The 21,779-nt window shown below is 62.8% G+C and carries 15 protein-coding genes; 11 read left to right on the plus strand and 4 right to left on the minus strand.

Annotation, left to right across the window (positions count from 1 at the left end; genetic code table 11):
* Positions 1 to 41: 41 nt before the first annotated feature.
* Both RWJ89_RS26830 and RWJ89_RS26835 read left to right on the plus strand, forming a co-directional pair.
* Positions 42 to 782, plus strand: coding sequence for an SDR family oxidoreductase (locus RWJ89_RS26830; RefSeq protein ID WP_316031709.1), 741 nt, complete (start codon positions 42 to 44; stop codon positions 780 to 782).
* 80 nt (positions 783 to 862) lie between these two features.
* Positions 863 to 1,696 (plus strand): SDR family NAD(P)-dependent oxidoreductase, encoded by an 834-nt coding sequence (locus RWJ89_RS26835; RefSeq protein ID WP_168284842.1) that lies wholly within the window; start codon positions 863 to 865, stop codon positions 1,694 to 1,696.
* Positions 1,697 to 1,978: 282 nt separating this feature from the next.
* On the opposite strand, the gene RWJ89_RS26840 is transcribed toward RWJ89_RS26835, so the two are convergent.
* On the minus strand, positions 1,979 to 2,890 hold the full coding sequence (locus tag RWJ89_RS26840) for a LysR family transcriptional regulator (protein ID WP_020051371.1): 912 nt from the start codon (positions 2,888 to 2,890) through the stop codon (positions 1,979 to 1,981).
* Between the two features lie 164 nt (positions 2,891 to 3,054).
* Here RWJ89_RS26840 and RWJ89_RS26845 point away from each other — a divergent pair, with 164 nt between their 5' ends.
* From RWJ89_RS26845 to RWJ89_RS26875, 7 genes are all read left to right on the plus strand, one after another.
* Positions 3,055 to 3,867 (plus strand): alpha/beta hydrolase fold domain-containing protein, encoded by an 813-nt coding sequence (locus RWJ89_RS26845; RefSeq protein WP_026265404.1) that lies wholly within the window; start codon positions 3,055 to 3,057, stop codon positions 3,865 to 3,867.
* 46 nt (positions 3,868 to 3,913) lie between these two features.
* A complete protein-coding gene (locus tag RWJ89_RS26850; RefSeq protein ID WP_131665228.1) occupies positions 3,914 to 5,104 on the plus strand; it encodes an efflux RND transporter periplasmic adaptor subunit in 1,191 nt (396 codons plus the stop codon).
* Positions 5,105 to 5,223: 119 nt separating this feature from the next.
* Positions 5,224 to 8,424: an efflux RND transporter permease subunit gene (locus RWJ89_RS26855; RefSeq protein WP_131665227.1), complete on the plus strand. Its 3,201-nt coding sequence runs from the start codon at positions 5,224 to 5,226 to the stop codon at positions 8,422 to 8,424.
* Between the two features lie 203 nt (positions 8,425 to 8,627).
* Positions 8,628 to 9,539: an NAD(P)-dependent oxidoreductase gene (locus RWJ89_RS26860; RefSeq protein ID WP_316031710.1), complete on the plus strand. Its 912-nt coding sequence runs from the start codon at positions 8,628 to 8,630 to the stop codon at positions 9,537 to 9,539.
* Positions 9,536 to 11,320 carry an IlvD/Edd family dehydratase gene (locus tag RWJ89_RS26865; RefSeq protein WP_131665225.1) on the plus strand — a complete coding sequence of 595 codons (1,785 nt, stop codon included), beginning with the start codon at positions 9,536 to 9,538 and terminating at the stop codon, positions 11,318 to 11,320. The genes RWJ89_RS26860 and RWJ89_RS26865 overlap by 4 nt, the downstream gene beginning before the upstream one ends.
* Before the next feature lie 130 nt (positions 11,321 to 11,450).
* The gene (locus RWJ89_RS26870) at positions 11,451 to 13,268 is read left to right on the plus strand and encodes a putative bifunctional diguanylate cyclase/phosphodiesterase (protein ID WP_131665224.1); all 1,818 of its coding nucleotides are present in this window, start codon (positions 11,451 to 11,453) and stop codon (positions 13,266 to 13,268) included.
* A 370-nt stretch (positions 13,269 to 13,638) separates the two neighbouring features.
* Positions 13,639 to 14,487 carry a GNAT family N-acetyltransferase gene (locus RWJ89_RS26875; RefSeq protein WP_221953709.1) on the plus strand — a complete coding sequence of 283 codons (849 nt, stop codon included), beginning with the start codon at positions 13,639 to 13,641 and terminating at the stop codon, positions 14,485 to 14,487.
* Positions 14,488 to 14,513: 26 nt separating this feature from the next.
* On the opposite strand, the gene RWJ89_RS26880 is transcribed toward RWJ89_RS26875, so the two are convergent.
* Positions 14,514 to 15,431, minus strand: a complete 918-nt coding sequence (locus RWJ89_RS26880) for a DMT family transporter (RefSeq protein ID WP_316028722.1) — start codon at positions 15,429 to 15,431, stop codon at positions 14,514 to 14,516.
* A gap of 191 nt (positions 15,432 to 15,622) precedes the next feature.
* Here RWJ89_RS26880 and RWJ89_RS26885 point away from each other — a divergent pair, with 191 nt between their 5' ends.
* Both RWJ89_RS26885 and RWJ89_RS26890 read left to right on the plus strand, forming a co-directional pair.
* Positions 15,623 to 16,921, plus strand: a complete 1,299-nt coding sequence (locus tag RWJ89_RS26885) for an adenylosuccinate synthase (RefSeq protein WP_168284846.1) — start codon at positions 15,623 to 15,625, stop codon at positions 16,919 to 16,921.
* Positions 16,922 to 16,981: 60 nt separating this feature from the next.
* The gene (locus RWJ89_RS26890; protein WP_222062005.1) at positions 16,982 to 19,531 is read left to right on the plus strand and encodes a hypothetical protein; all 2,550 of its coding nucleotides are present in this window, start codon (positions 16,982 to 16,984) and stop codon (positions 19,529 to 19,531) included.
* Between the two features lie 106 nt (positions 19,532 to 19,637).
* On the opposite strand, the gene rpoH is transcribed toward RWJ89_RS26890, so the two are convergent.
* Together rpoH and RWJ89_RS26900 are read right to left on the minus strand one after the other, a co-directional pair.
* Positions 19,638 to 20,546, minus strand: a complete 909-nt coding sequence (gene rpoH, locus RWJ89_RS26895; RefSeq protein WP_017961766.1) for an RNA polymerase sigma factor RpoH — start codon at positions 20,544 to 20,546, stop codon at positions 19,638 to 19,640.
* Positions 20,547 to 20,736: 190 nt separating this feature from the next.
* Positions 20,737 to 21,762 carry an RluA family pseudouridine synthase gene (locus tag RWJ89_RS26900; RefSeq protein WP_017961765.1) on the minus strand — a complete coding sequence of 342 codons (1,026 nt, stop codon included), beginning with the start codon at positions 21,760 to 21,762 and terminating at the stop codon, positions 20,737 to 20,739.
* Between the last annotated feature and the right edge of the window lie 17 nt (positions 21,763 to 21,779).

Below are 21,779 nucleotides of genomic sequence, written 5' to 3' on the forward strand. Positions count from 1 at the left end.
CATCGAAAATGCGCTGCGGCGCAGAATGAAGGAGAAGGACAATGGCTTCCAACGAAAACAAGGTCGCATTGGTGACCGGCTCGTCCCGCGGCATCGGCGCAGCGGTCGCCGAGCGTCTCGCCAAGGACGGTTTCACCGTCGTCATCAATTATTCCGGCAATGCCGCTCCGGCCGAGGAACTGGCAAAGAAGATCGAGCAGGCCGGCGGCAAGGCGCTGACGGCGAAAGCCGATGTCAGCGACACCGAAGCCGTCCGCCGCATGTTCGATGCCGCGGAAACCGCTTTCGGCGGCGTCGATGTGCTCGTCAACAATGCCGGCATCATGGTGCTCTCTGCGCTTGCCGAGGCCGATGACGCCAATTTCGATCGCCAGATCGGCGTCAATCTGAAGGGCACCTTCAATACGTTGCGCGAGGCAGCCAAGCGTCTGCGCAACGGCGGCCGGGTCGTCAACTTCTCGACATCCGTCGTCGGCCTGAAGCTCGAAACCTACGGCGTCTATGCCGCTACCAAGGCTGCCGTGGAAACGCTGACGGCGATCATGGCCAAGGAGATGCGTGGCCGCAACATCACAGTCAACGCCGTCGCGCCCGGTCCTGTCGCTACCGAGCTTTTCCTCAACGGCAAGTCGGACGAACTCATCGCCCGCACGGCGAAAATGAACCCGCTGGAGCGCCTCGGCACACCGGAAGATATCGCTTCTGCGGTTGCCTTCCTCGCCGGCCCGGCCGGCGGCTGGATCAACGGTCAGACGCTGCGCGCCAATGGCGGCGTGATCTGACGAGACCGGCGGCTTCCGGCCGCCGCTCATCCGAATTTTAATTCCTCAATCAGCCAACCGAATCCAGAAGGAATAGGATCATGAGCAAGCAAGTCATCGTCATCACCGGCGCTTCCAGCGGTTTCGGCGCTCTCACCGCCCGCGCGCTCGCCAAGGCCGGCCACACCGTCTATGCCGGCATGCGTGCCACCGAAGGCCGCAACGCTCCCGCCGTCGCCGATGCGTCGGTTGTATCAGGCATCGCCAAGATCATCGTCGAGGCAGGCCGCCTCCATGTCATCATTCACAATGCCGGCCATATGTCCTTCGGCCCGGCCGAAGCCTTCACGCCGGAACAGTTCGCCGAACTCTTCGACATCAACGTGCTCTCCAGCCAGCGCGTCAACCGCGCGGCACTCCCCTATCTGCGCAAACAGGGCAAGCGCCTGGTGGTCTGGGTATCGTCGTCGAGCAGCCGCGGCGGCACGCCTCCCTACCTCTCGCCCTATTTCGCCGCCAAGGCGGCGATGGATTCACTTGCCGTCTCCTATGCCGGCGAGCTTACCCGCTGGGGCATCGAGACCTCGATCATCGTGCCCGGCGCCTTCACCAAGGGTACCAATTTCGCCCATTCCGGCTCACCCGCCGATACGGCCCGCGCCGCCGAATACAATGAAGGGCCCTACAAGGGCGTGCCGGAACAGGCGCTGCAGGGCCTGGCAGCGCTCGAACCTGCCGACGCCGATGCCGGCGCGGTTGCCGCTGCCATCGTCGATGTCGTCGGCAAGCCGTTTGGCACCAGGCCGTTCCGCGTCCATATCGATCCGTCCGAGGATGGCGCGGAGATCGTCAACGGCGTTGCCGACCGTGTCCGGGCGGAATTGTTCCGCAGCATCGGTCTCGAGGACCTGCTGAAGCCGGCGGTCGGGAATTGAAACCCGGTCCGCCACCGCGCGCGGGAACAACCGAGCGGGGAACCATGGCCAAGCCATCATCGCAATTATGTGAACGTGATTGCGGAATTTTTCCTTACAATCCTATGGGGAGTGCGTATATCTGCTTTATCGCGAGGGAGTGGAATTCCCTGCCGCTCTCTTTGCGAACCTCCAGAGCCTGCCGCGCCCTTGCTACGGTGCGACAGGCTTGATGTTCAAAGTTATAGATTGCGGCCCGTCGAAGGTTTCCCCTGCCTTCCCGGGCCGTAGTTGTTCTGGCGCTCAACCGTCGTTCAGTTTCGCCTCTATCAGAAGCTTCACCAGCCAGTCGACGAAGACGCGCACCTTGTTGCTGAGGTGGCGGTTCGGCGGATAGACGACGTAGAGCGGTAGCGGATCGCGGCGCCAATCCGGCAGCACACGAATGAGTTCGCCCCTTGCCATCGGCTCGCGCGCCATGAAGATCGGCACCTGCGCGATGCCGAGGCCGGTCAGCGCCGCCGTTAGATAGGTGCGGCTATCGTTGACCGAGGCGATGTAACGCGGGCTGGTCTCGATCACCTCGTTGTGCCGGCGAAATTCGAAGGGCAGCGTCCGGTTGTTCTGGGCGCGAAAATAGTTGACGGTGTAATGATCGGCCTCCAGATCCTCGGGCCGCTCGGGCATGCCGAATTTCTGGATGTAGTCCGGCGCAGCGCAGGTGATCATCTCGACTTCGGAGACGCGCCGCGCAATCAGCGACTGGTCGGCCGGCGTGCCGGCCCGCAGCGCGCAATCGACATTTTCTGCAAGATAATCGACCGTGCGGTCGCCGACACCGAGATCGATACGGATATCGGGGTAACGCTGATAGAAATCGCAAAGTGCCGGAACGACGATCCAATCGGCGAAAGCGCCGGCCATCTCGACACGCAGCCGTCCGCTCGGCAAGCTCTGCGAATTGGAGAGGCTGCCATCGAGCTCCTCCAGTTCCGAAATGATCTGGGCGGCGCGTTCGTAATAAAGCGCGCCGTCCGTGGTCACCATGACCCGGCGCGTGGTCCGATTCAAAAGCTTGGTGCGCAGATGCGCTTCCAGGCCCTGGATGAGATTGGTCACCGTCGCCTTGGGCATGGCGAGCATGTCGGCGGCGCGGGTGAAATTGCCCGTCTCCACGACGCGGATGAAGACGCGCATTGCCGAGAGCTGGTCCATCGGTTTCAAGTCCGCAGTTTGCGTTGCACCATTGTTCGAGATCTGGAACAGTGTTATCGCGATATAGCTTCTTATTCCTTGATTGGAATAACAATATCTTTTTTATTCAAAATGCAAGCGGCAGCCGTTGTCTGCTTGTGACTGACGCAAAAGAGACCGGAACCATGTCGGTGGAATGGAAAGATATGATGCTGGATAAGGTGGCCATCGGCCCTGTTTCCGCACGTATCTACATGGGCGCCGATTATGGCAAGGGCCCGCCGATCGTGCTTTACCTGCACGGCGGGGCTTTTCTCGACAGCGACAAGGCGGCCGACCGGCCGGTGGCAATGAGCCTCGCCAAAGCCGGCGCCATCGTCGTCGACGCTGACTACAGCACGCTGTCCGGCAACATATTTCCGAAGGCGCTGGAAGTTTCCTTCTCAGTTTTTACCTACCTCGCCAACAAACGCGCCGGTCTTGGCGACCGAAAGTCGTTGCTCTTCGTCGCCGGCGAAGAGGCCGGCGGCAATGTCGCTGCCGGCGTCGCACTGAAGGCACGCGACCAGATGCCGGACGCGCTCGACGGTCAGGTCCTGATTTCGCCGCTGCTCGATCCCTTCATGGGCACGTCCTCGATCCGCAAGGCGGAAGCCATCGGCATGCGCCAGCGCTGGACGGAGGGCTGGAGCCACTATCTGAGCGGCGGCGGTTGCCACCCCTATGCGGCGCCTTGCCTCTGTTCGCGTATTTCAGGCGTCGCGCCGGCGCTGATATTTACCGCGGAGGATGATCCTCTGCACGACGAAACGATTGGTTACGGTGTCCGCCTGAAACAGGCCGGCGTCGGTGTGCGCCAGCATGTCCTTCCCGCCGGGACGGGCTGGCCCTCGATTTATGGTGGGAAATCCGACGGAGCGCCCGACTGGCAGGAAAACGTCAGCCGCCATTTCGGAAGCTTCCTTCGGGAGGTAAGCGTCCAACCGCAATTGCATTGAAGAAGACCTGATATTTCGGCGGCTTAGAGCCGCAAGGAGAGTACTGATGACGTCCAGAAGTAAGCGCTGGGCCCTGATGGGCGCCGGCATAGCCGTTATTGCGTCGATTTCCGGCGCTGCGTTGTTTTTCGAATTGCCGATGAGCACGACCGCCACGGCCGCTTCCGCCCCCGCGCAGGCTCCTGCTGTGCCGGTGACGGTTGCCGTCGTCGCGGCGCGCGACGTGACGGCCTGGGAAAGTTTCTCCGGCCGTCTCGAAGCGGTCGACCGGGTGCAGGTGCGTTCCCGCGTCGCCGGCGCCATCCTTTCGGTGGCCTTCCGCGAAGGGGCGCTGGTCAAGCAGGGCGACCTGCTCTTCACCATCGATCCGGCTCCCTACCAGGCGAGCGTGGCGCAGGCGCAGGGCCAGGTCGCTTCGGCTGAAGCCAAAGTCAGCTTGGCGCAGACCGAACTCGATCGCGGCCGCAGGCTTTCCGACAACCGCACCATCTCCCAGAGCGATCTCGATCAGCGCCAGAGCGCGCTGGCCGAGGCTCAGGCGGGGCTGCGTTCGGCGCAGGCCGCACTGCAGTCGGCTCAGCTCGATCTCGATTACACTGAGGTGCGGGCTCCGGTTTCCGGCCGCATCGGCAAGATCGAGGTGACTGCCGGTAACCTTGTTGCGGCCGGGTCGGCCTCGCCGGCGCTGACGACGCTCGTTTCGGTCGATCCGATCTATGCGAGCTTCAATGCCAGCGAAGAGATGGTGACGCGGGCGCTTGCCCAGCTTCCGCAGACGGACAGCGCCCTGCCTCCCGTCGAGCAGATCCCTGTCGAGGTCGGCACGCTGACCGACAGCGGCACGCCGATCAAGGGCAAGCTGCAACTGATCGACAACGAGGTCGATGCATCAAGCGGCACGATCGGCGTTCGCGCCGTCTTCGATAATCCGGGCGGGCGTCTCATCCCCGGCCAGTTCGTGCGGGTGCGCATGGGCCAGCCGAAGGCCGAGAACAAGATCGTCATCAGTGACCGCGCCGTCGGCACGGATCAGGACAAGAAGTTCGTCTTCGTCGTCGATGGCGAGAACAAGGTCGCCTATCGGCAGGTTCAGCTCGGCACAGTGGCTGACGGTCAGCGGGTGGTCGATGGCGGCCTGAACGTCGGCGAGAAGATCGTCGTCAACGGTCTGCAGCGCATCCGTCCAGGCGCAGTCGTCGTGCCTCAGATGGAAGAAAAGGTCGCGACCGCGCAGTAAAGACTTTCGCCTTCCCCCGAGGGGGAGGGCCAATACTTGAAATGATATGACCCGCCGGCGGCTGCCAAACCGCCGGAGAGGGACTTTGCATCCATGTTCACCCCGGAGAGGGCTTTGATATGAACATCTCCAGATTCTTTGTCGACCGCCCGGTCTTTGCCGGCGTTCTTTCGGTCCTCATCCTGGTTGCCGGACTGATCGGCCTGCGCGCGCTGCCGATTTCCGAATATCCGGAGGTCGTGCCGCCGTCGATCGTCGTGCGCGCTACCTATCCCGGCGCCAACCCAAGCGTCATCGCCGAAACGGTGGCGACGCCGCTCGAAGAGCAGATCAACGGCGTCGAAGGCATGCTCTATATGGCCAGCCAGGCGACATCGGACGGCGTGCTCAACGTCACCGTTACCTTCAAGCTCGGCACCGACCCCGACAAGGCGCAGCAGCTCGTGCAGAACCGCGTTTCACAGGCCGAACCGCGCCTGCCGGCGGAAGTCCGTTCGCTCGGCATCACGACAGTCAAGAGCTCGCCCAACTTCATCATGGTCGTCAATCTCGTCTCCGACGGGAACAATCACGACATCACCTATCTTCGCAATTATGCGACCCTGAACGTCAAGGATCGGCTCGCCCGCATCGCAGGCGTCGGTCAGGTGCAGGTCTTCGGCGCCGGCGACTATTCCATGCGTGTCTGGATCGACCCGCAGAAGGCCGCCGAGCACAATCTTGCCGCCAGCGACATCAGCAGTGCGATCAGTTCCCAGAACATCCAGGCCGCCGCCGGTATCATCGGCGCATCGCCGAGCCAGCCCGGTGTGGACCTGCAGCTCAACGTCAATGCCCAGGGCCGCCTGCGCACGCCCGAAGAGTTCGGCAACATCATCGTCAAGACGGGCGCCAATGGCGAGATCACCCGCCTTCGCGATGTCGCCCGCATCGAGCTCGGTGCTGCGGACTACACGCTGCGTTCGCTGCTCGACGGCAAGCCGGCCGTCGCCGTCGCCGTTCTTCAGGCGCCGGGTTCGAACGCGATCGAGATCGCGGACAATGTCAACGCGACCATGGATCAGCTGCAGCTCGCCATGCCTGAGGGCGTCAAATACGAGATCGTCTACGATACGACGAAATTCGTGCGGGCCTCGATCGAGAAGGTCATCGACACGCTGCTCGAAGCCATCGCGCTCGTCGTCCTCGTCGTCATCCTGTTCCTGCAGACGTGGCGCGCCTCGATCATCCCGCTGATCGCCGTTCCTGTCTCGATCATCGGCACTTTCGCGGTGATGTATGTCTTCGGCTTCTCGATCAACGCGCTCAGTCTGTTCGGACTGGTGCTTGCGATCGGTATCGTCGTCGACGACGCGATCGTGGTGGTCGAAAACGTCGAGCGCAATATCGAGGAAGGCCTGTCGCCGCGGGCTGCCACCTACAAGGCTATGAAGGAAGTCTCCGGTCCGATCGTCGCGATTGCGCTGGTGCTCGTTGCGGTCTTCGTGCCGCTCGCCTTCATCTCCGGCCTGTCGGGTCAGTTCTACCGCCAGTTCGCGCTGACTATCGCGATTTCGACCGTCATCTCGGCCTTCAACTCGCTCACGCTGTCTCCGGCGCTGGCAGCCCTTCTCCTGAAGAGCCATGATCAGCCGAAGGATTGGCTGACGCGGTTCATGGACGCTATCTTCGGTTGGTTTTTCCGGGGCTTCAACCGTGTCTTCGGCGCGGGCTCGAATGCCTACGGCAAGGGCGTCGGCGGGCTGTTGTCGCGCAAGAGCATCGTCATGGTGATCTATCTGGCGCTGGTCGGTGCGACCTACAGCCTGTTCAGCACGGTCCCCGGCGGCTTCGTGCCGTCGCAGGACAAGCAGTATCTGATTGGCTTTGCCCAGTTGCCGGATGCCGCAAGCCTCGACCGCACGGAAGACGTCATCAAGCGCATGACCGACATCGCGCTGGCGCAGCCGGGCGTTGCCAATGCGATTGCTTTCCCGGGCCTGTCGATCAACGGCTTCACCAACTCCTCGAATGCCGGCATCGTCTTCGTGACACTGAAGGACTTCGAAGAGCGCAAGACGCCTGATCTCTCGGGCGGCGCAATCGCCATGGCGCTGAACCAGAAGTTCGGCGTCATCCAGGATGCCTTCATCGCCATGTTCCCGCCACCGCCGGTCAATGGTCTCGGCACGACGGGCGGTTTCAAGCTACAGATCGAGGATCGTGCTGGCCTCGGCAACCAGGCGCTCGACGAGGCGACCAAGGCCGTGCTTGCAAAAGCCTATCAGGCGCCTGAGCTCGCCGGACTGTTCTCCAGCTTCCAGATCAACGTGCCGCAGCTCTATGCCGATCTCGACCGTGCCAAGGCCGAGCAGCTCGGGGTTTCCGTCACCGACGTCTTCCAGACGCTGCAGATCTACCTCGGTTCGCTCTATGTGAACGACTTCAACGCCTTCGGCCGCACCTACAGCGTCCGTGTGCAGGCCGATGCGAAATTCCGTGCCCAGCCGGAAGATATCGGCCAGTTGAAGGTCCGGTCGGCATCGGGTGAGATGATCCCGCTTTCGGCCCTCTTGAAGGTGGAACCGAGCACCGGTCCGGAACGCGCGAACCGCTACAACGGCTTCCTTGCCGCCGATATCAACGGCGGTCCGGCACCGGGCTTCTCGTCGGGTCAGGCGCAGGCGGCAATCGAGAAGATCCTTCACGAGACCCTGCCTGCGGGCATCGACTTCGAATGGACGGATCTGACCTATCAGCAGATCCTGGCCGGCAATTCGAGCATCGTCGTCTTCCCCCTGGCACTGTTGCTCGTCTTCCTCGTATTGGCCGCCCAGTATGAAAGCCTGACGCTGCCGCTTGCGATCATCATGATCGTGCCGATGGGCGTGCTGGCCGCGCTGACCGGCGTTTGGCTCACCGGTGGAGACAACAACATCTTCACCCAGATCGGTCTTGTGGTGCTTGTTGGTCTATCGGCGAAGAACGCCATCCTTATCGTGGAATTCGCCCGCGAACTGGAGTTCGAGGGAAGAACACCGCGGGAGGCCGCGATCGAGGCCAGCCGCCTTCGCCTTCGCCCGATCCTCATGACCTCCCTTGCCTTCATCATGGGTGTCGTGCCGCTCGTCGTCTCCACCGGCGCCGGCGCGGAAATGCGTGCGGCCATGGGTGTCGCGGTCTTCTCGGGCATGATCGGCGTGACCTTCTTCGGCATCTTCATGACGCCGGTGTTCTATGTGCTGCTGCGGCGGCTGACGGGCAACCGTCCGCTCATCCAGCACAAGCCGGACGAACACAAGGAAGAAGAGGCGGAGGTCATCCGGCTCGCGGCGGAATAAACGGAATTCAACCTTCCTTTGTCGGGTAAATCGGGCGGGAACTTCGGTTCTCGCCCGTATCGTTTTCAGGGCATGAGGCGAAGTGTGCGCGGCCTTCGGACAACCCGCCAGGGCATGTGACAAAAATGCGTTACGTCCGTCAAAACGGTTTGCAACGATGGGCGAGGGGACTATCAAAGACGGACAACAGTTGGGAGGACTGAATGATGAATTCGAGAGACGGCCATGACGGCAGGCGGATCGCCTTTCTCGGTACCGGCCTGATGGGCGCGCCGATGGCTCGCCGGCTGCTTGGCGCGGGTTTTGCCGTCACCGTCTGGAATCGCGACCCCGGCAAGGCCGAGCCGCTTGCAGGAGACGGCGCAATCTGCGCGAAAACACCGGCGGATGCCGTTTCCGGCGCAGACGTCGTCATCACCATGCTCACCAACGCCGAGGCGGTGAAGGACGTCTTGTTCGACCGCGGAGCGGCCGATGCGACGACGTCTGGCACAACCGTCATCGACATGAGTTCGATCGCCCCGCATTTCGCCCGCGACCATTCGGCGAGGCTTGCCGAATGCGGCGTCGATCACGTCGATGCGCCGGTATCAGGCGGCGTCGTCGGGGCGGAAGCGGGTACGCTTGCGATCATGGCGGGCGGTGACAGGGGAGTGATCGACGGGCTTGCAGATGTCTTTGCGCCGATGGGGCGTGTGACCCGCGTCGGTCCAAGCGGGGCGGGCCAGCTTGCCAAACTTGCCAACCAGCAGATCGTCGCGGTGACGATCGGCGCCGTCGCCGAAGCGATGATGCTGATCGAAGCGGGCGGCGGCTCGCAGGCGGCCTTTCGGGACGCCATTCGCGGCGGCTTTGCCGAGAGCCGTATCCTTGAGCTGCACGGCAAGCGCATGGTCGAGCGGCAGTTTACGCCAGGCGGTTCGTCCAGCAACCAGCTGAAGGATCTGAACGCCGCCCTGGAGACGGCCAAGATCCTGTCGTTGACGCTGCCGCTGACTGCGGCGGTACATGCCGAATTCAGCGAATTCGTCGCCAATGGCAATGGCGAAAAGGATCACAGCGGCCTGCTCCTCCATCTTGAAGAGAAGAATGCTCGGCCGGGAGGAAAGACGTGACGGACAGCAATTCGCCGAAGCGGCGCCTACGTTCGCAGGATTGGTTCGACAATCCCGATCATATCGACATGGCAGCGCTCTATCTTGAGCGCTTCATGAATTACGGCATCACGCCGGAAGAGCTGCGCTCCGGCAAGCCGATCATCGGGATTGCCCAGAGCGGCAGTGATCTTACGCCCTGCAACAGGGTGCATATTGAGCTTGCCAAACGCGTGCGCGACGGCATTCGCGATGCCGGCGGCATTCCGATCGAGTTTCCGACGCATCCGATCTTTGAGAATTGCAAGCGCCCGACAGCCGCTCTCGACCGCAATCTCGCCTATCTCGGCCTCGTCGAAATCCTCTACGGCTATCCGCTCGACGGTGTCGTGCTGACCACCGGCTGCGACAAGACCACGCCGTCGGCGATCATGGCGGCTTCGACGGTCGATATCCCGGCGATCGTGCTCTCCGGCGGCCCGATGCTCGACGGTTGGCACGAGGGGGAGCTGGCGGGCTCCGGCACGGTGATCTGGCGGATGCGGCGGAAATATGCCGCAGGCGAGATCGATCGGGAGGAGTTCCTGCAGGCGGCGCTCGATTCTGCGCCTTCCGTCGGCCACTGCAATACGATGGGCACGGCTTCGACGATGAATGCGCTGGCCGAGGCACTCGGCCTTTCGCTGACCGGCTGTGGCGCCATTCCGGCCGCTTACCGCGAACGCGGCCAGATGGCCTATCGCACCGGGCGACGCGCCGTCGAAATCGTCTTCGAGGATCTGAAGCCGTCGGATATCCTGACGCGTGAGGCTTTCCTGAATGCGATCCGCACCAATTCGGCGATCGGCGGCTCGACCAACGCGCAGCCGCATCTGGCCGCGATGGCGAAGCACGCCGGCGTCGAACTCTATCCCGACGACTGGCAGGTATATGGTTTCGATATCCCGCTGCTGGCCAATGTCCAGCCTGCGGGCGCCTATCTCGGCGAGCGCTTTCATCGCGCCGGCGGCACGCCGGCGATCATGTGGGAACTGCTGCAGGCCGGAAAGCTCGACGGCAACTGTCGCACGGTGACGGGCAGGACGATGGCCGAGAACCTGGAGGGCAAGGAAGCGCGCGACCGCGAGGTTATCACGCCGTTCGCTGAGCCGCTGAAGGAGCGGGCGGGCTTCCTCGTTCTCAAGGGCAATCTCTTCGATTTCGCGATCATGAAGATGAGCGTGGTCTCGGAGGATTTCCGCCGGCGCTATCTTGAGGAACCCGGGCGCGAAGGCGTCTTCGAGGGCAGGGCGGTGGTCTTCGATGGTTCCGAGGACTATCACAAACGCATCAACGATCCCGAACTCGGCATCGACGAAAATACCATCCTTGTCATCCGCGGCGCCGGGCCGATCGGCTGGCCGGGTTCGGCTGAGGTCGTCAACATGCAGCCGCCGGATCATCTCCTGAAGCGCGGCATCCACAGCCTGCCGACGATCGGCGACGGCCGCCAATCGGGCACGGCGGACAGTCCCTCGATCCTCAACGCCTCGCCGGAAAGCGCAGCCGGTGGCGGCCTCGCCTGGCTTCGTACCGGCGATATCATCCGCATCGACTTCAACCACGGGCGCTGCGACATGTTGGTCGAGGACGCCGAGATCGAACGGCGCAAGGGCGATGGCATCCCGCCGGTGCCGGCGGATGCGACGCCGTGGCAGCAGATCTACCGCCGCTCGGTGACGCAATTGTCGGACGGCGCGGTGCTGGAGGGTGCGACGGAATTCCGCCAGATCGCAAAGAACCCGCCGCGGCACAACCACTGATCTTGAAGCTGCCGCAGACTGCAAGTCCTTTGATCCAAAAGGGGAAGTCGTAACGAACAGTTCACCTAGTCACTAGTTCGGTCATCAGGACAAGGCTTCATTAATGCCGGCTTGAGACCATATTGCCGTTATGCAAGCTTGTAAGGCTGGGACCGCGTTGCCAGAGAACAAAGCCACACGATCCGAACGAGAGTTTCAGGATCTTCTGCGTCGGCTCGAACTCGCTCTCGATGCATCCCGGATCGGTGTCTGGGAGCACAGCATCGAGCAGGGCGGGATCTTGTGGGATGCGCAGATGCATCGTCTCTACGAGACCGGCGAGACCTGCCGGTTGGTGCCAGCATCGCTTTGGTCGAACGCCATCCATCCCGATGATCGCGAGCGGGCCGAAGGCGACTTCGAGCAGGCGATCGGGACGCGCGGCGCCTATAACTCACAATTCCGGATCATATTGCCCAGCGGCGAAATCCGCCATCTGCGTTCGCGCGCGCATTTCTATGTCGATGCGGAGGGTCTGCCCTCCTTCATCGGCGCCGAATGGGATGTGACGGCCGACGTCCTGCTCAACGCGGAACTCGCGCGGCAGAAGGTGGTGGCCGAGGCGAGGGCGCTGGCGCTGGAGGAAAGCAATGCGCGCATCGAGCATGTCGCCGATCACGACTATCTTACCAGCTTGCCGAACCGGCGCCTTCTCGACAAGCGGCTGGCAGAGCTGCCGGTCGACAAAAGCATCACGACGCTTGGCGTGCTGCATCTCGACCTCGACCAGTTCAAGCAGATCAACGACAGCCACGGTCATGCGGCAGGCGATGCCGTGCTCAGGGCCGCGGCCCTTCGCATCACTGCCGCCATTCCTGCGAATGGCATGGTCGCCCGTGTCGGCGGCGATGAATTCGTCATCGTGCTGGTCAATTTCACCGATCTCGCAGAGCTGAAGCAGATCACCGAGGATGTCCAGCGCCGGCTGCGGAAGAAGATCCGCTTCGGCCAGGAGATGCTGCCGTCCGGCGCCTCGATCGGCGTTTCCTGGAGCGGCGATCGGCGGGCGCGCAACCTGCTGGCCGAATCCGACCTGGCGCTCTACCAGGCCAAGAAGCTCGGGCGCAACCGCGTCGAATTCTTCACACGGCAATTGCAGGAGGATCTGCGCTCCAAGCGTCGCCTCGCCGAAGAGCTGAAGCTCGGACTGGAGCGCGGCGAGATCATTCCCTATTATCAGGTGCAGCTCGACGCGCGGACGCGGGAGGTCATCGGCTTCGAGGCGCTGGCGCGCTGGAAACATCCGGAGAGGGGTGTGCTCACCCCGGGGGTATTCCTGAAGATCGCCAATGAGCACGGGCTTGCGGCGGAGATCGACGCGGCGATCCTCAAAGGCGTTCTCGAAGACCGGCTGTTCTGGCTGCTGCGCGGCCTTGCGGTTCCGCGCATCGCCGTCAATATCTCGGCGTCGCGACTTGCCGATCCGGCGTTGCTCGACAAGCTGAGGAAACTCGACATTCCGCCCGGCGTGATCGTCTTCGAACTGGTCGAGACGATTTTCCTCGACGACATCGACGAAAAACTGCTCGATCATATCGGCGATATCAAACAGATGGGCATCGACATCGAGATCGACGACTTCGGATCCGGCCATGCTTCACTCATCGGTCTCGTCAAGCTGCGGCCAAAGCGGCTGAAGATCGACCGGCAGCTCGTCAAAGAGGTCGTCACCTCCGCCGAGCAGCGGCGCGTGGTGGGTTCAATCGTGGAAATCGCCAAGGCACTCGATGTCGAGGTGATCGCCGAGGGTATCGAGACCGAGGCGCATGCCGTCGTGCTGGCGCAGCTCGGCTGCGACGGCCTGCAGGGTTATGCGTTCGGTTTTCCCGCACCGGCGGCCGAGACAGACCGTCTTTTCTCATCGATAACGAGCCGAATCGAAAAGCAGAAGGCCGCGATGAGCAGTTGAACGGCCGGTGATCCTTCCGCGGGCGACTGTCGTCGCTCCCGGTTTTTTGCTGCGTCGTGGAGGTGATTTCGGACGAATGCTTCTCTCGTCTTTCAAATTGGCGGGGCGGCATCTTTTCGGCGCGGCTTTTTATTCGCATCGGCTGGAAGATAATTGAGGCCCAAGTAATTTTCTTGAGCTTGCAACGGCATTGTTTCATGGTAATGCGGAAACGAAGCTTTCTGTATTGCATCGAAAAATGATTATACGCGTCGTCAAGTCCATGAGCGCGGCTCTCCATCGTTCGCAGGTGCAATCGGGAGCTGGGGCCTGACAATTGCTTTGCCGTTGCCGGGATGGACTTGCGGGACATTCAATCTGGGAAAGTTGCATGAATTCGGAATTTGCCGTTCGTTCGATGCGGCCCGGCGAACTGGAACTCGTGCTCGAATGGGCGCGTCAGGAAGGCTGGAACCCTGGTCTCGACGATTCGCTTGCATTCAACGAGGCTGATCCGTCGGGATTTTTCGTCGGCTCCATCGGTGAAGTCCCCGTCGGCTCGATCTCGGTCGTCAAATACGGCGATATTTTCGCCTTCCTGGGCCTCTACATCGTCCATCCCGATTTTCGTGGCAAGGGTTATGGCAAGGCGATCTGGGCGGCGGGCATTGCCAGCGCGGGAGACCGCACGATCGGTCTCGACGGCGTCGCCGCACAGCAGGACAACTACCGCAAGGCCGGCTTCGAACCTGCCTATTCCACCATTCGTTACGGCGGTGTCGCTACTTCCTTGCCTGTCTCGACGCTTGTCGCGCAACCGGTGCTGGATTCACGCCTCGAAGGCCTGCAGCGATATGATTCGGCGATCTTTCCGCAGCCGCGGGATGCTTTTCTCGCTGCCTGGTGCACCGCCCGCAAGGGCCGTCGTTCGGCGGTGGTGCGCAAGAGCCACAAGATCCGCGGTTACGGCACGATCCGCCGCTGCTACGAGGGCTACAAGGTCGGCCCGCTCTTTGCCAACGATGCCGACAGCGCCGCGGCGCTGCTTGCCGAATTGATCCCCGAGGCGAAGGGAGCCGCGGTCTTCATCGACATTCCCGCAGAGAACCACGAGGCGGTCGCGCTTGCCGAAGGCATCGGCCTTCAACCGGTGTTCGAGACGACACGCATGTATCGCGGACCGGCACCGGCCATCCCGCTGAAGCACGTCTTCGGCGTGACGACGCTGGAGCTTGGTTAGAGGCCTTTCCTGACCAGGAAAAGGTTTTAATCCATGGGTGAGGCGGGCACGGTCGGCGACGAAGCTTTCGGACGGCCCTTTTCGGCGATGGCGATGCCCCCCAAGGTCAGCACCAGTGCGATCACATGGAAGGACTGCAGTCTCTCGCCGATCAGGGCGACGGAAAGCAGCGTTCCGAACACCGGCACGAGATTGATGAAGAGGCCGGCGCGGTTGGCGCCGATTGCCACGACGCCCTTGATATAGAGGATCTGCGCCACCAGCGACGGGAAGATCGCCGTGTAGAGAGTGATGACCCAGCCGGCCTGGTCCGGCCACTGCGCGGCACCCCGGCCGGCTTCCCAGAGGAGCAGCGGCAGCGAGGTCAGCATGGCGCCGAGCGCCGGGACCGCCATCAGCGTGCGCCAGTCGAGCGGCGGCTTCCAGCGCAGGAAGATCGTGTAGACCGAATAGGCGGCAATGGCGATCAGCATCAGCCCGTCGCCGCGGTTGAGGCTGAGTTGCAGCAGCGTAGCGAGGTCGCCATGTGCGGCGGTCAGAGCGACGCCGATCAGCGTCATCCCGAAACCGAGACATTGCGCCAGCGAGATGCCAGTACGGAAGAACATGAAATTCAGCAGGAAGATCAGCATCGGGATGCCGGCCTGCTCGATGGCGACGTTGATCGCCGTCGTATATTGCACGGCCGAATAAAGCATGGCGTTGAAAAGGGTGTAGCCGATGACGCCGTAAAAGAGGAGCAGCGGCAGGTTCTTCCTGACTACCGGCCAGTCCTTCCGCAACTGCGGTACTGAAATCACGGCGATCATCGCGACGGCGAGGAACCAGCGCAGGAAGGTCAGCATCATCGGGCTGATATGCCCGAGCGCGAGTTTGCCGGCGACGGAGTTGCCGCCCCAGCAGAGGGTGGCGATAACGAGGCAGATATAGGCCGTGGCTTGCAAGAGCGTTCTTCCCGTCTTTCCGCGATCGCCGAGCGGCGTTTTGTGAGGGGAAATAGCCCGTCGGCTGCTGATTTGTCACGTAAAAAGCCCAATCTGCTGTGACAACAGGGTCGCTTTCCAAAAAACAAAGCTTTATAGATGCGCGGGTTTGAGCAGGTGCGCGGTTCCGCGCCGGTAACAGGAAGAGTTGGATGACGAACGTAGTCGTGGTCGGTTCGCAATGGGGTGACGAAGGCAAGGGCAAGATTGTCGACTGGCTTTCGGAGCGTGCGGATATCGTTGTGCGCTATCAGGGCGGACACAATGCCGGCCATACGCTCGTCATCGACGGCACGAGTTATAAGCTCTCGCTGCTGCCGTCCGGCGTCGTGCGCCCGGGCAAGATGGCCGTCATCGGCAACGGTGTCGTCGTCGATCCGCATGCGCTGATCGCCGAGATCGGCCGGCTGGAGGCGCAGGGCGTGGCGGTCACGCCTGACAATCTGCGCATTGCAGACAATGCGACGCTCATCCTGTCGCTGCACCGCGAGCTCGACGCGATGCGCGAGGATGCGGCCTCGAACAGCGGCACCAAGATCGGCACGACGCGCCGCGGCATCGGCCCGGCCTATGAAGACAAGGTCGGCCGCCGCGCCATCCGCGTCATGGATCTTGCCGATCTCGAGAGTCTTTCCGGCAAGGTCGACCGTATTCTGACGCATCACAATGCGCTTCGCCGCGGCCTTGGCGTTGCCGAAGTCAGCCACCAGGCGATCATGGACGAACTGACCTCGATCGCCGATCGGGTACTGCCTTTCCGTGATACGGTCTGGCTCTTCCTCGACAAGGAGCGCCGCAAGGGTGCTCGCATCCTTTTTGAAGGCGCGCAGGGCAGCCTGCTCGATATCGATCACGGCACCTATCCCTTCGTGACCTCCTCGAACACGGTGGCCGGCCAGGCGGCAGCCGGTTCCGGCATGGGACCCGGCTCGCTCGGTTACATTCTTGGCATCACCAAGGCCTATACGACGCGCGTCGGCGAAGGCCCGTTCCCGACCGAGCTCACCGACGAAATTGGCCAGTTCTTGGGCGAGAAGGGGCATGAATTTGGTACTGTGACGGGGCGTAAGCGCCGCTGCGGCTGGTTCGACGCCGCACTCGTACGCCAGTCGGTCGCCACCAACGGCATCACGGGCATCGCGCTCACCAAGCTCGACGTGCTCGACGGTCTCGAGGAATTGAAGATCTGCGTCGGCTACATGCTCGACGGCGAACAGATTGACCATCTTCCCGCAAGCCAGGGAGCGCAAGCTAGGGTCGAACCGATCTACGTCACCCTGGAGGGATGGAAGGAATCGACCGTCGGCGCCCGCAGTTGGGCGGATCTGCCGGCACAGGCGATCAAATATGTTCGCCAGGTCGAAGAGCTGATCGGGGCGCCCGTCGCGCTCCTGTCCACCAGCCCGGAGCGGGATGACACGATACTTGTGACCGATCCGTTTGAGGATTAAGCTCACGGGTCACTGTGGAGGATGGTTCGGTAGAGTGCCGGACTTCTTGAGAAAGTACTAATGGCGGATTTTATTGCAGTCATTCGGCGGGCCGTCGACGGCCTGGCTGAAAATACCCCCGAGATGCGGGTGAAAGTCTACGAACGTGCCCGCGGCGCAGTGCAGCGGCAGCTCGAGAACATGAAGCCGCGTCCGCCGGAAGCCATGCTGCAACGCCAGCTCGAAAAGCTCGAGGCTGCCATCCGCGAAGTGGAAGGCGAACACTCCGAGGCGATGCCGCTCGATGAGCCGGTTGCGGCCGTCGCCGCGGCGGAATCCTTCGAAGAACAAGCGGTTCCCGACGAAAGCGAACCGGCGCCGGAGACGGCTGTCGAGGAACCGGTCGACGAAGCCTATGCGGAACCGCAGGCGGCCGAGGCCGCCGACGAGCCCGATCATGTGGAATCCGCCGCGCCGGAGGAAGCTGAGGAAGAGGTCGCTGCGGAGGAGCCTCTTTCCCAGGAAACGCTCGTTTCCCCTGAAACATCCGTTCCCGCGGAACCCCCTGTTTCCGCGGAAACCCCTGTTTCCGCCGAGACATCGGTTTCGCCGGAAACATCCGGTCCGGCCGAGACATACTGGCATCCCTCGCAGGAGGAGGAAGCGCCGGCCGAGGAATGGCATGCCAGCGAGGCGCGCGACGTCGCTGCCGAAGACGTACCGGCCGAACATGACGGTTGGGAAGCGCCACCTGCCGAGCATCGCGACGAACAAGCCGACGAAGACCGTGCCGACGAGCCGCATCCCCTGGAAGCCGACGAGATCGCGGGCGAACCTGCGGCGGTGGAAAGCGAGGAGCCGGGGGCCGAGGAGGCTTACGAGCCCGACGAGCCGTTGCCGCCGATCACCCGCGGCATAGACCACGCATCCAACCGCCTGGTGGAGCCGGTCGCCGATTTCGATCGTCCGCAGGAGTTCGTCGAGCATAGCCGCGAGGAGCCGTTGCAGGCCGAAGCTGCGGCGCATTTCGACCCCGTCTGGACCGAGCCCGTTGCCGAAACGCCGGCTCCGGCGCCCAAGGATGCGGAGACCGAATGGGCGGAAGAGGAACTCCGGCAATATTCGGAGACGGCGCCGGCGCCGATTACCGCCGATGCCTCGGCGCGCGCCTTCGAGGAGGTGATATCGAGCCTCGAAAAAGTGGCACCCGCCGCCGTCATGCCGGCCGCCAAGGAAAGTTTTTCCTGGGAGACGGCCGCCTTCGACGATCTGCCGCCGATCGAGGCCGGCAACAATAAGAAGACGCCGGTTGCCTCTCATTTCGACGATGTCGATATCTTCGCCGAAGTGCACAACGGCAAGCCTGCGCCTGCTAGCGGCGCGCCGAGCGAGGACTGGCGCGAGGCGAAGGCGCTGCGCGGCTACGACCGCCGCGGCTCTGTCGCCGCCGATGACGATGACGCCAATCCGTCGATGGATATCGATCAGATTGTCGCCTCCAAGCTGCAGGGCAAGAGCTTCCGTATGGAGCCGAAGCGCCGCCGCTTCGGCATCGGCACCGTGATCACGCTCATCTTCGCACTCATCCTGATTGGTGGCGGCGCCTATGCCGGCTGGACGAACAGGGAGGCGCTGGTGGCGATGGTCGACGGGCTCGTCAGCTCGGCACCGTCGCAGGCGACCAGGAACGAGGCGGCAACGCCGCCGGATGGCTCGGCGACGCCTGCCCAGCCGGACGCGGTGACGCCAGCCCAGCCAACCACACCAGGAGCGCAGAATACTCCAGCGGCGCCGGCGCAGCCGAACCCGCAGGTAGCATCAGTGAACAATGACGGCGCTGCGGCCAATTCGAAATTCACCCAGCGGCTGCTGACCGATGGAACCGAGGTCGACAGTGGCCCGGCGACTGTGCCGGGAACGCCGACCGCGGAAGGAAAGTCGGTCGCCGAACAGAATGTTGCGGCAGCCGATACACCGCCTGCCAGCGCGCAGGGCGATGCGGCACCCGCCGACACGCGGACGCCGCCGAATGGCCCCGTGGCATCGCCGCCGCAGACCGCGCCCGTCGGTTCGTCGCAAAAGATGTTCCTCTACGAGGAGCGCATCGGCCAGAGCTCGCCGACGGCGATCGAGGGATCGGTTGTCTGGAGCGTGCAGCACGAGGCTGGCCAGGATGGCCGGCAGGAGGCGACGGTGCAGGGCAATGTCACGGTTCCCGAGCGCAATCTCTCGGCTCTCGTCACCTTCAAGCGCAATTCCGATCCGTCGCTGCCGGCAAGCCATCTCGTCGAGATCGTCTTCTCGGTGCCGCCGAATTTCGAAGGCGGCAGCATCGACAGCGTCCAGCGCATTTCGATGAAGCGCACGGAGCAGGACCGCGGTGACGCGCTGATCGCGGTTCCGGCCAAGATCACCGACGACTTCCACATGATCGCGCTCAACGACTACCCTGATGCGCGCAAGGCCAATCTCGACCTGATGTCGACCCGCAACTGGATCGATATTCCGATCACCTACCGCAACGGCCGCCGCGCGCTGCTGACGATGGAAAAGGGCGGTACGGGAACGGACGCCTTCAATACCGCGATCAAGGAATGGACTGCGCTCGGAGATGTGTCGACGAGCCAGTGACGGTTTCCCGATCTTGGCGTGATGCCGAGGCTGCGGACAAAGATGAATGAAAAAGAAAAGGCGGGCCGCAAGGACCCGCCTTCTTCAATTGTATCACGCGACAGGCTTATGCCGTGGCTTCGACGACCCGGACGGCCTTGGCGCGTTCCAGGGCTTCCTTGCGGACGGCGTCCTGCACCTTTTCGAAGGCGCGCACCTCGATCTGGCGAACGCGTTCGCGACTGATGTCGAATTCAGTCGAAAGGTCTTCCAGGGTCACTGGATCCTCGGCGAGGCGGCGCGCCTCGAAGATGCGGCGTTCGCGCTCGTTCAGCACGCTCATCGCTTTCGCCAGCATGCGCCGGCGGGTTTCGAGTTCATCCTGTTCGATCAGCACGTCTTCCTGGCTGTCGTGGTCATCCACCAGCCAATCCTGCCATTGGCCGCCGTCACCTTCGGCTGCCTTGATCGGCGCGTTCAGCGAGGCGTCGCCGGAGAGGCGGCGGTTCATCGAAATGACCTCCTCCTCCGAGACGTTCAGCTTGGTGGCGATCTCCGAGACGTGCTCCGGCTTCAGGTCGCCGTCATCGATTGCCTGGATGCGGCCCTTCAGCCGGCGCAGGTTGAAGAACAGGCGCTTCTGGTTGGCGGTCGTGCCCATCTTCACCAGCGACCACGAACGCAGGATATATTCCTGGATCGAGGCCTTGATCCACCACATGGCGTAGGTGGCGAGGCGGAAGCCGCGCTCGGCATCGAACTTCTTGACGGCCTGCATCAGGCCTACATTGCCTTCGGAGACGACTTCGCCGATCGGCAGGCCGTAGCCGCGATAGCCCATCGCGATCTTCGCAACGAGGCGAAGGTGGCTGGTGACGAGCTTGTGGGCAGCATCGCGGTCGCCATGCTCGGCATAACGCTTGGCGAGCATGTATTCCTGCTGCGGCTCCAGCATCGGGAACTTGCGGATTTCGTCGAGGTAACGATTGAGACCGGCTTCACCGGCGGTAATGGACGGCAAGGTATTTCGGGCCATAGTGCACCCTCCTAAAGTGAATTCCGGTTCCCGATGGAAACGCATCCTCGCGTTAAAAAAGGCAAACCGGGACGTGCGGCTCTACTGCGAGCCCGCACTAAGTCAATATACAGATAAGTGTGGCGAAACAGCGGTTCAAGGTGCCGCTCACGCAGGTGTGAGTTGGGCAGGCGGCATTCGGAGCCCGGCTTTATCGCCGCAGCGCGTCGACCAGTTCGACCATATCATCCGGCAGCGGCACCTCGAAATGCATGATTTCACCGGTGCGCGGATGCTCGAACTGCAGCATGAAGGCATGCAGCGCCTGGCGGCCGAAGCCGTTGACGACCTTGCGGATCTCTTCGGGCAGGAGATTGGCCTTGGTCTTGAAGCCGGCACCGTAAACCGTGTCGCCGAGCAGCGGATGGCCGATATGGGCCATGTGGACACGGATCTGGTGGGTGCGCCCGGTTTCGAGGTGGCACTCGACCAGCGAGGCGAACGCGGTCGCGTCCGGCTTCTCATGGAAGCGCTCGATTACCTGGTAATGCGTGATCGCCTCGTCGGCGTCCTGACTGTCGGGGCGTTTGACGGCGCGGCGCGTGCGGTCGCCGGTGGCGCGGCCAAGCGGCGCGTCGACCGTGCCCGACAGCGTGCGGGGCCGGCCCCAGACGATTGCCTGATAGGCCCGCTCGAGCGGCATGGTGCGGCCATGGTCGGCAAATTGCAGCGACAGGTGGCGATGGGCAATGTCGTTCTTGGCGACGACCATGACGCCTGTCGTGTCCTTGTCGAGACGGTGGACGATGCCAGGGCGGCGCACGCCGCCGATGCCGGAAAGTGTATCGCTGCAATGGTGGATCAGCGCGTTGACCAGCGTCCCCGTCCAGTTGCCGGCGCCGGGATGGACGACGAGACCGGAAGGTTTGGAGATGACGATGACGTCGTCGTCCTCATGGAGGATATCGAGCGGGATGTCCTCGCCCTGCGGCGTCGGGTCTTCCGGCTCGGGCAGCGTGAGTTCGAAACTGTCGCCGGTGCGCACCTTGCGCTGCGGGTCGGTGACGGGTTCGCCGCGCAGAAAAACCTGGCCGTCCTTGATCAGCGCCTTGATGCGGCTGCGCGAAAATTCCTCGCCGACCTGCGCCGTCAGCCAGGCGTCCAACCGGCCTTCGGCAGTTTCATCGGCGGTCAGGACTTTTCTATTGCCGGCTGCTTGTTTAAAGGGGTCGCTCAAGACGCTTCTTCTCCGAC

Source organism: Rhizobium sp. 10PS4 (assembly GCF_032464805.1).
GTDB classification, from domain to species: Bacteria; Pseudomonadota; Alphaproteobacteria; order Rhizobiales; family Rhizobiaceae; genus Rhizobium; species Rhizobium laguerreae.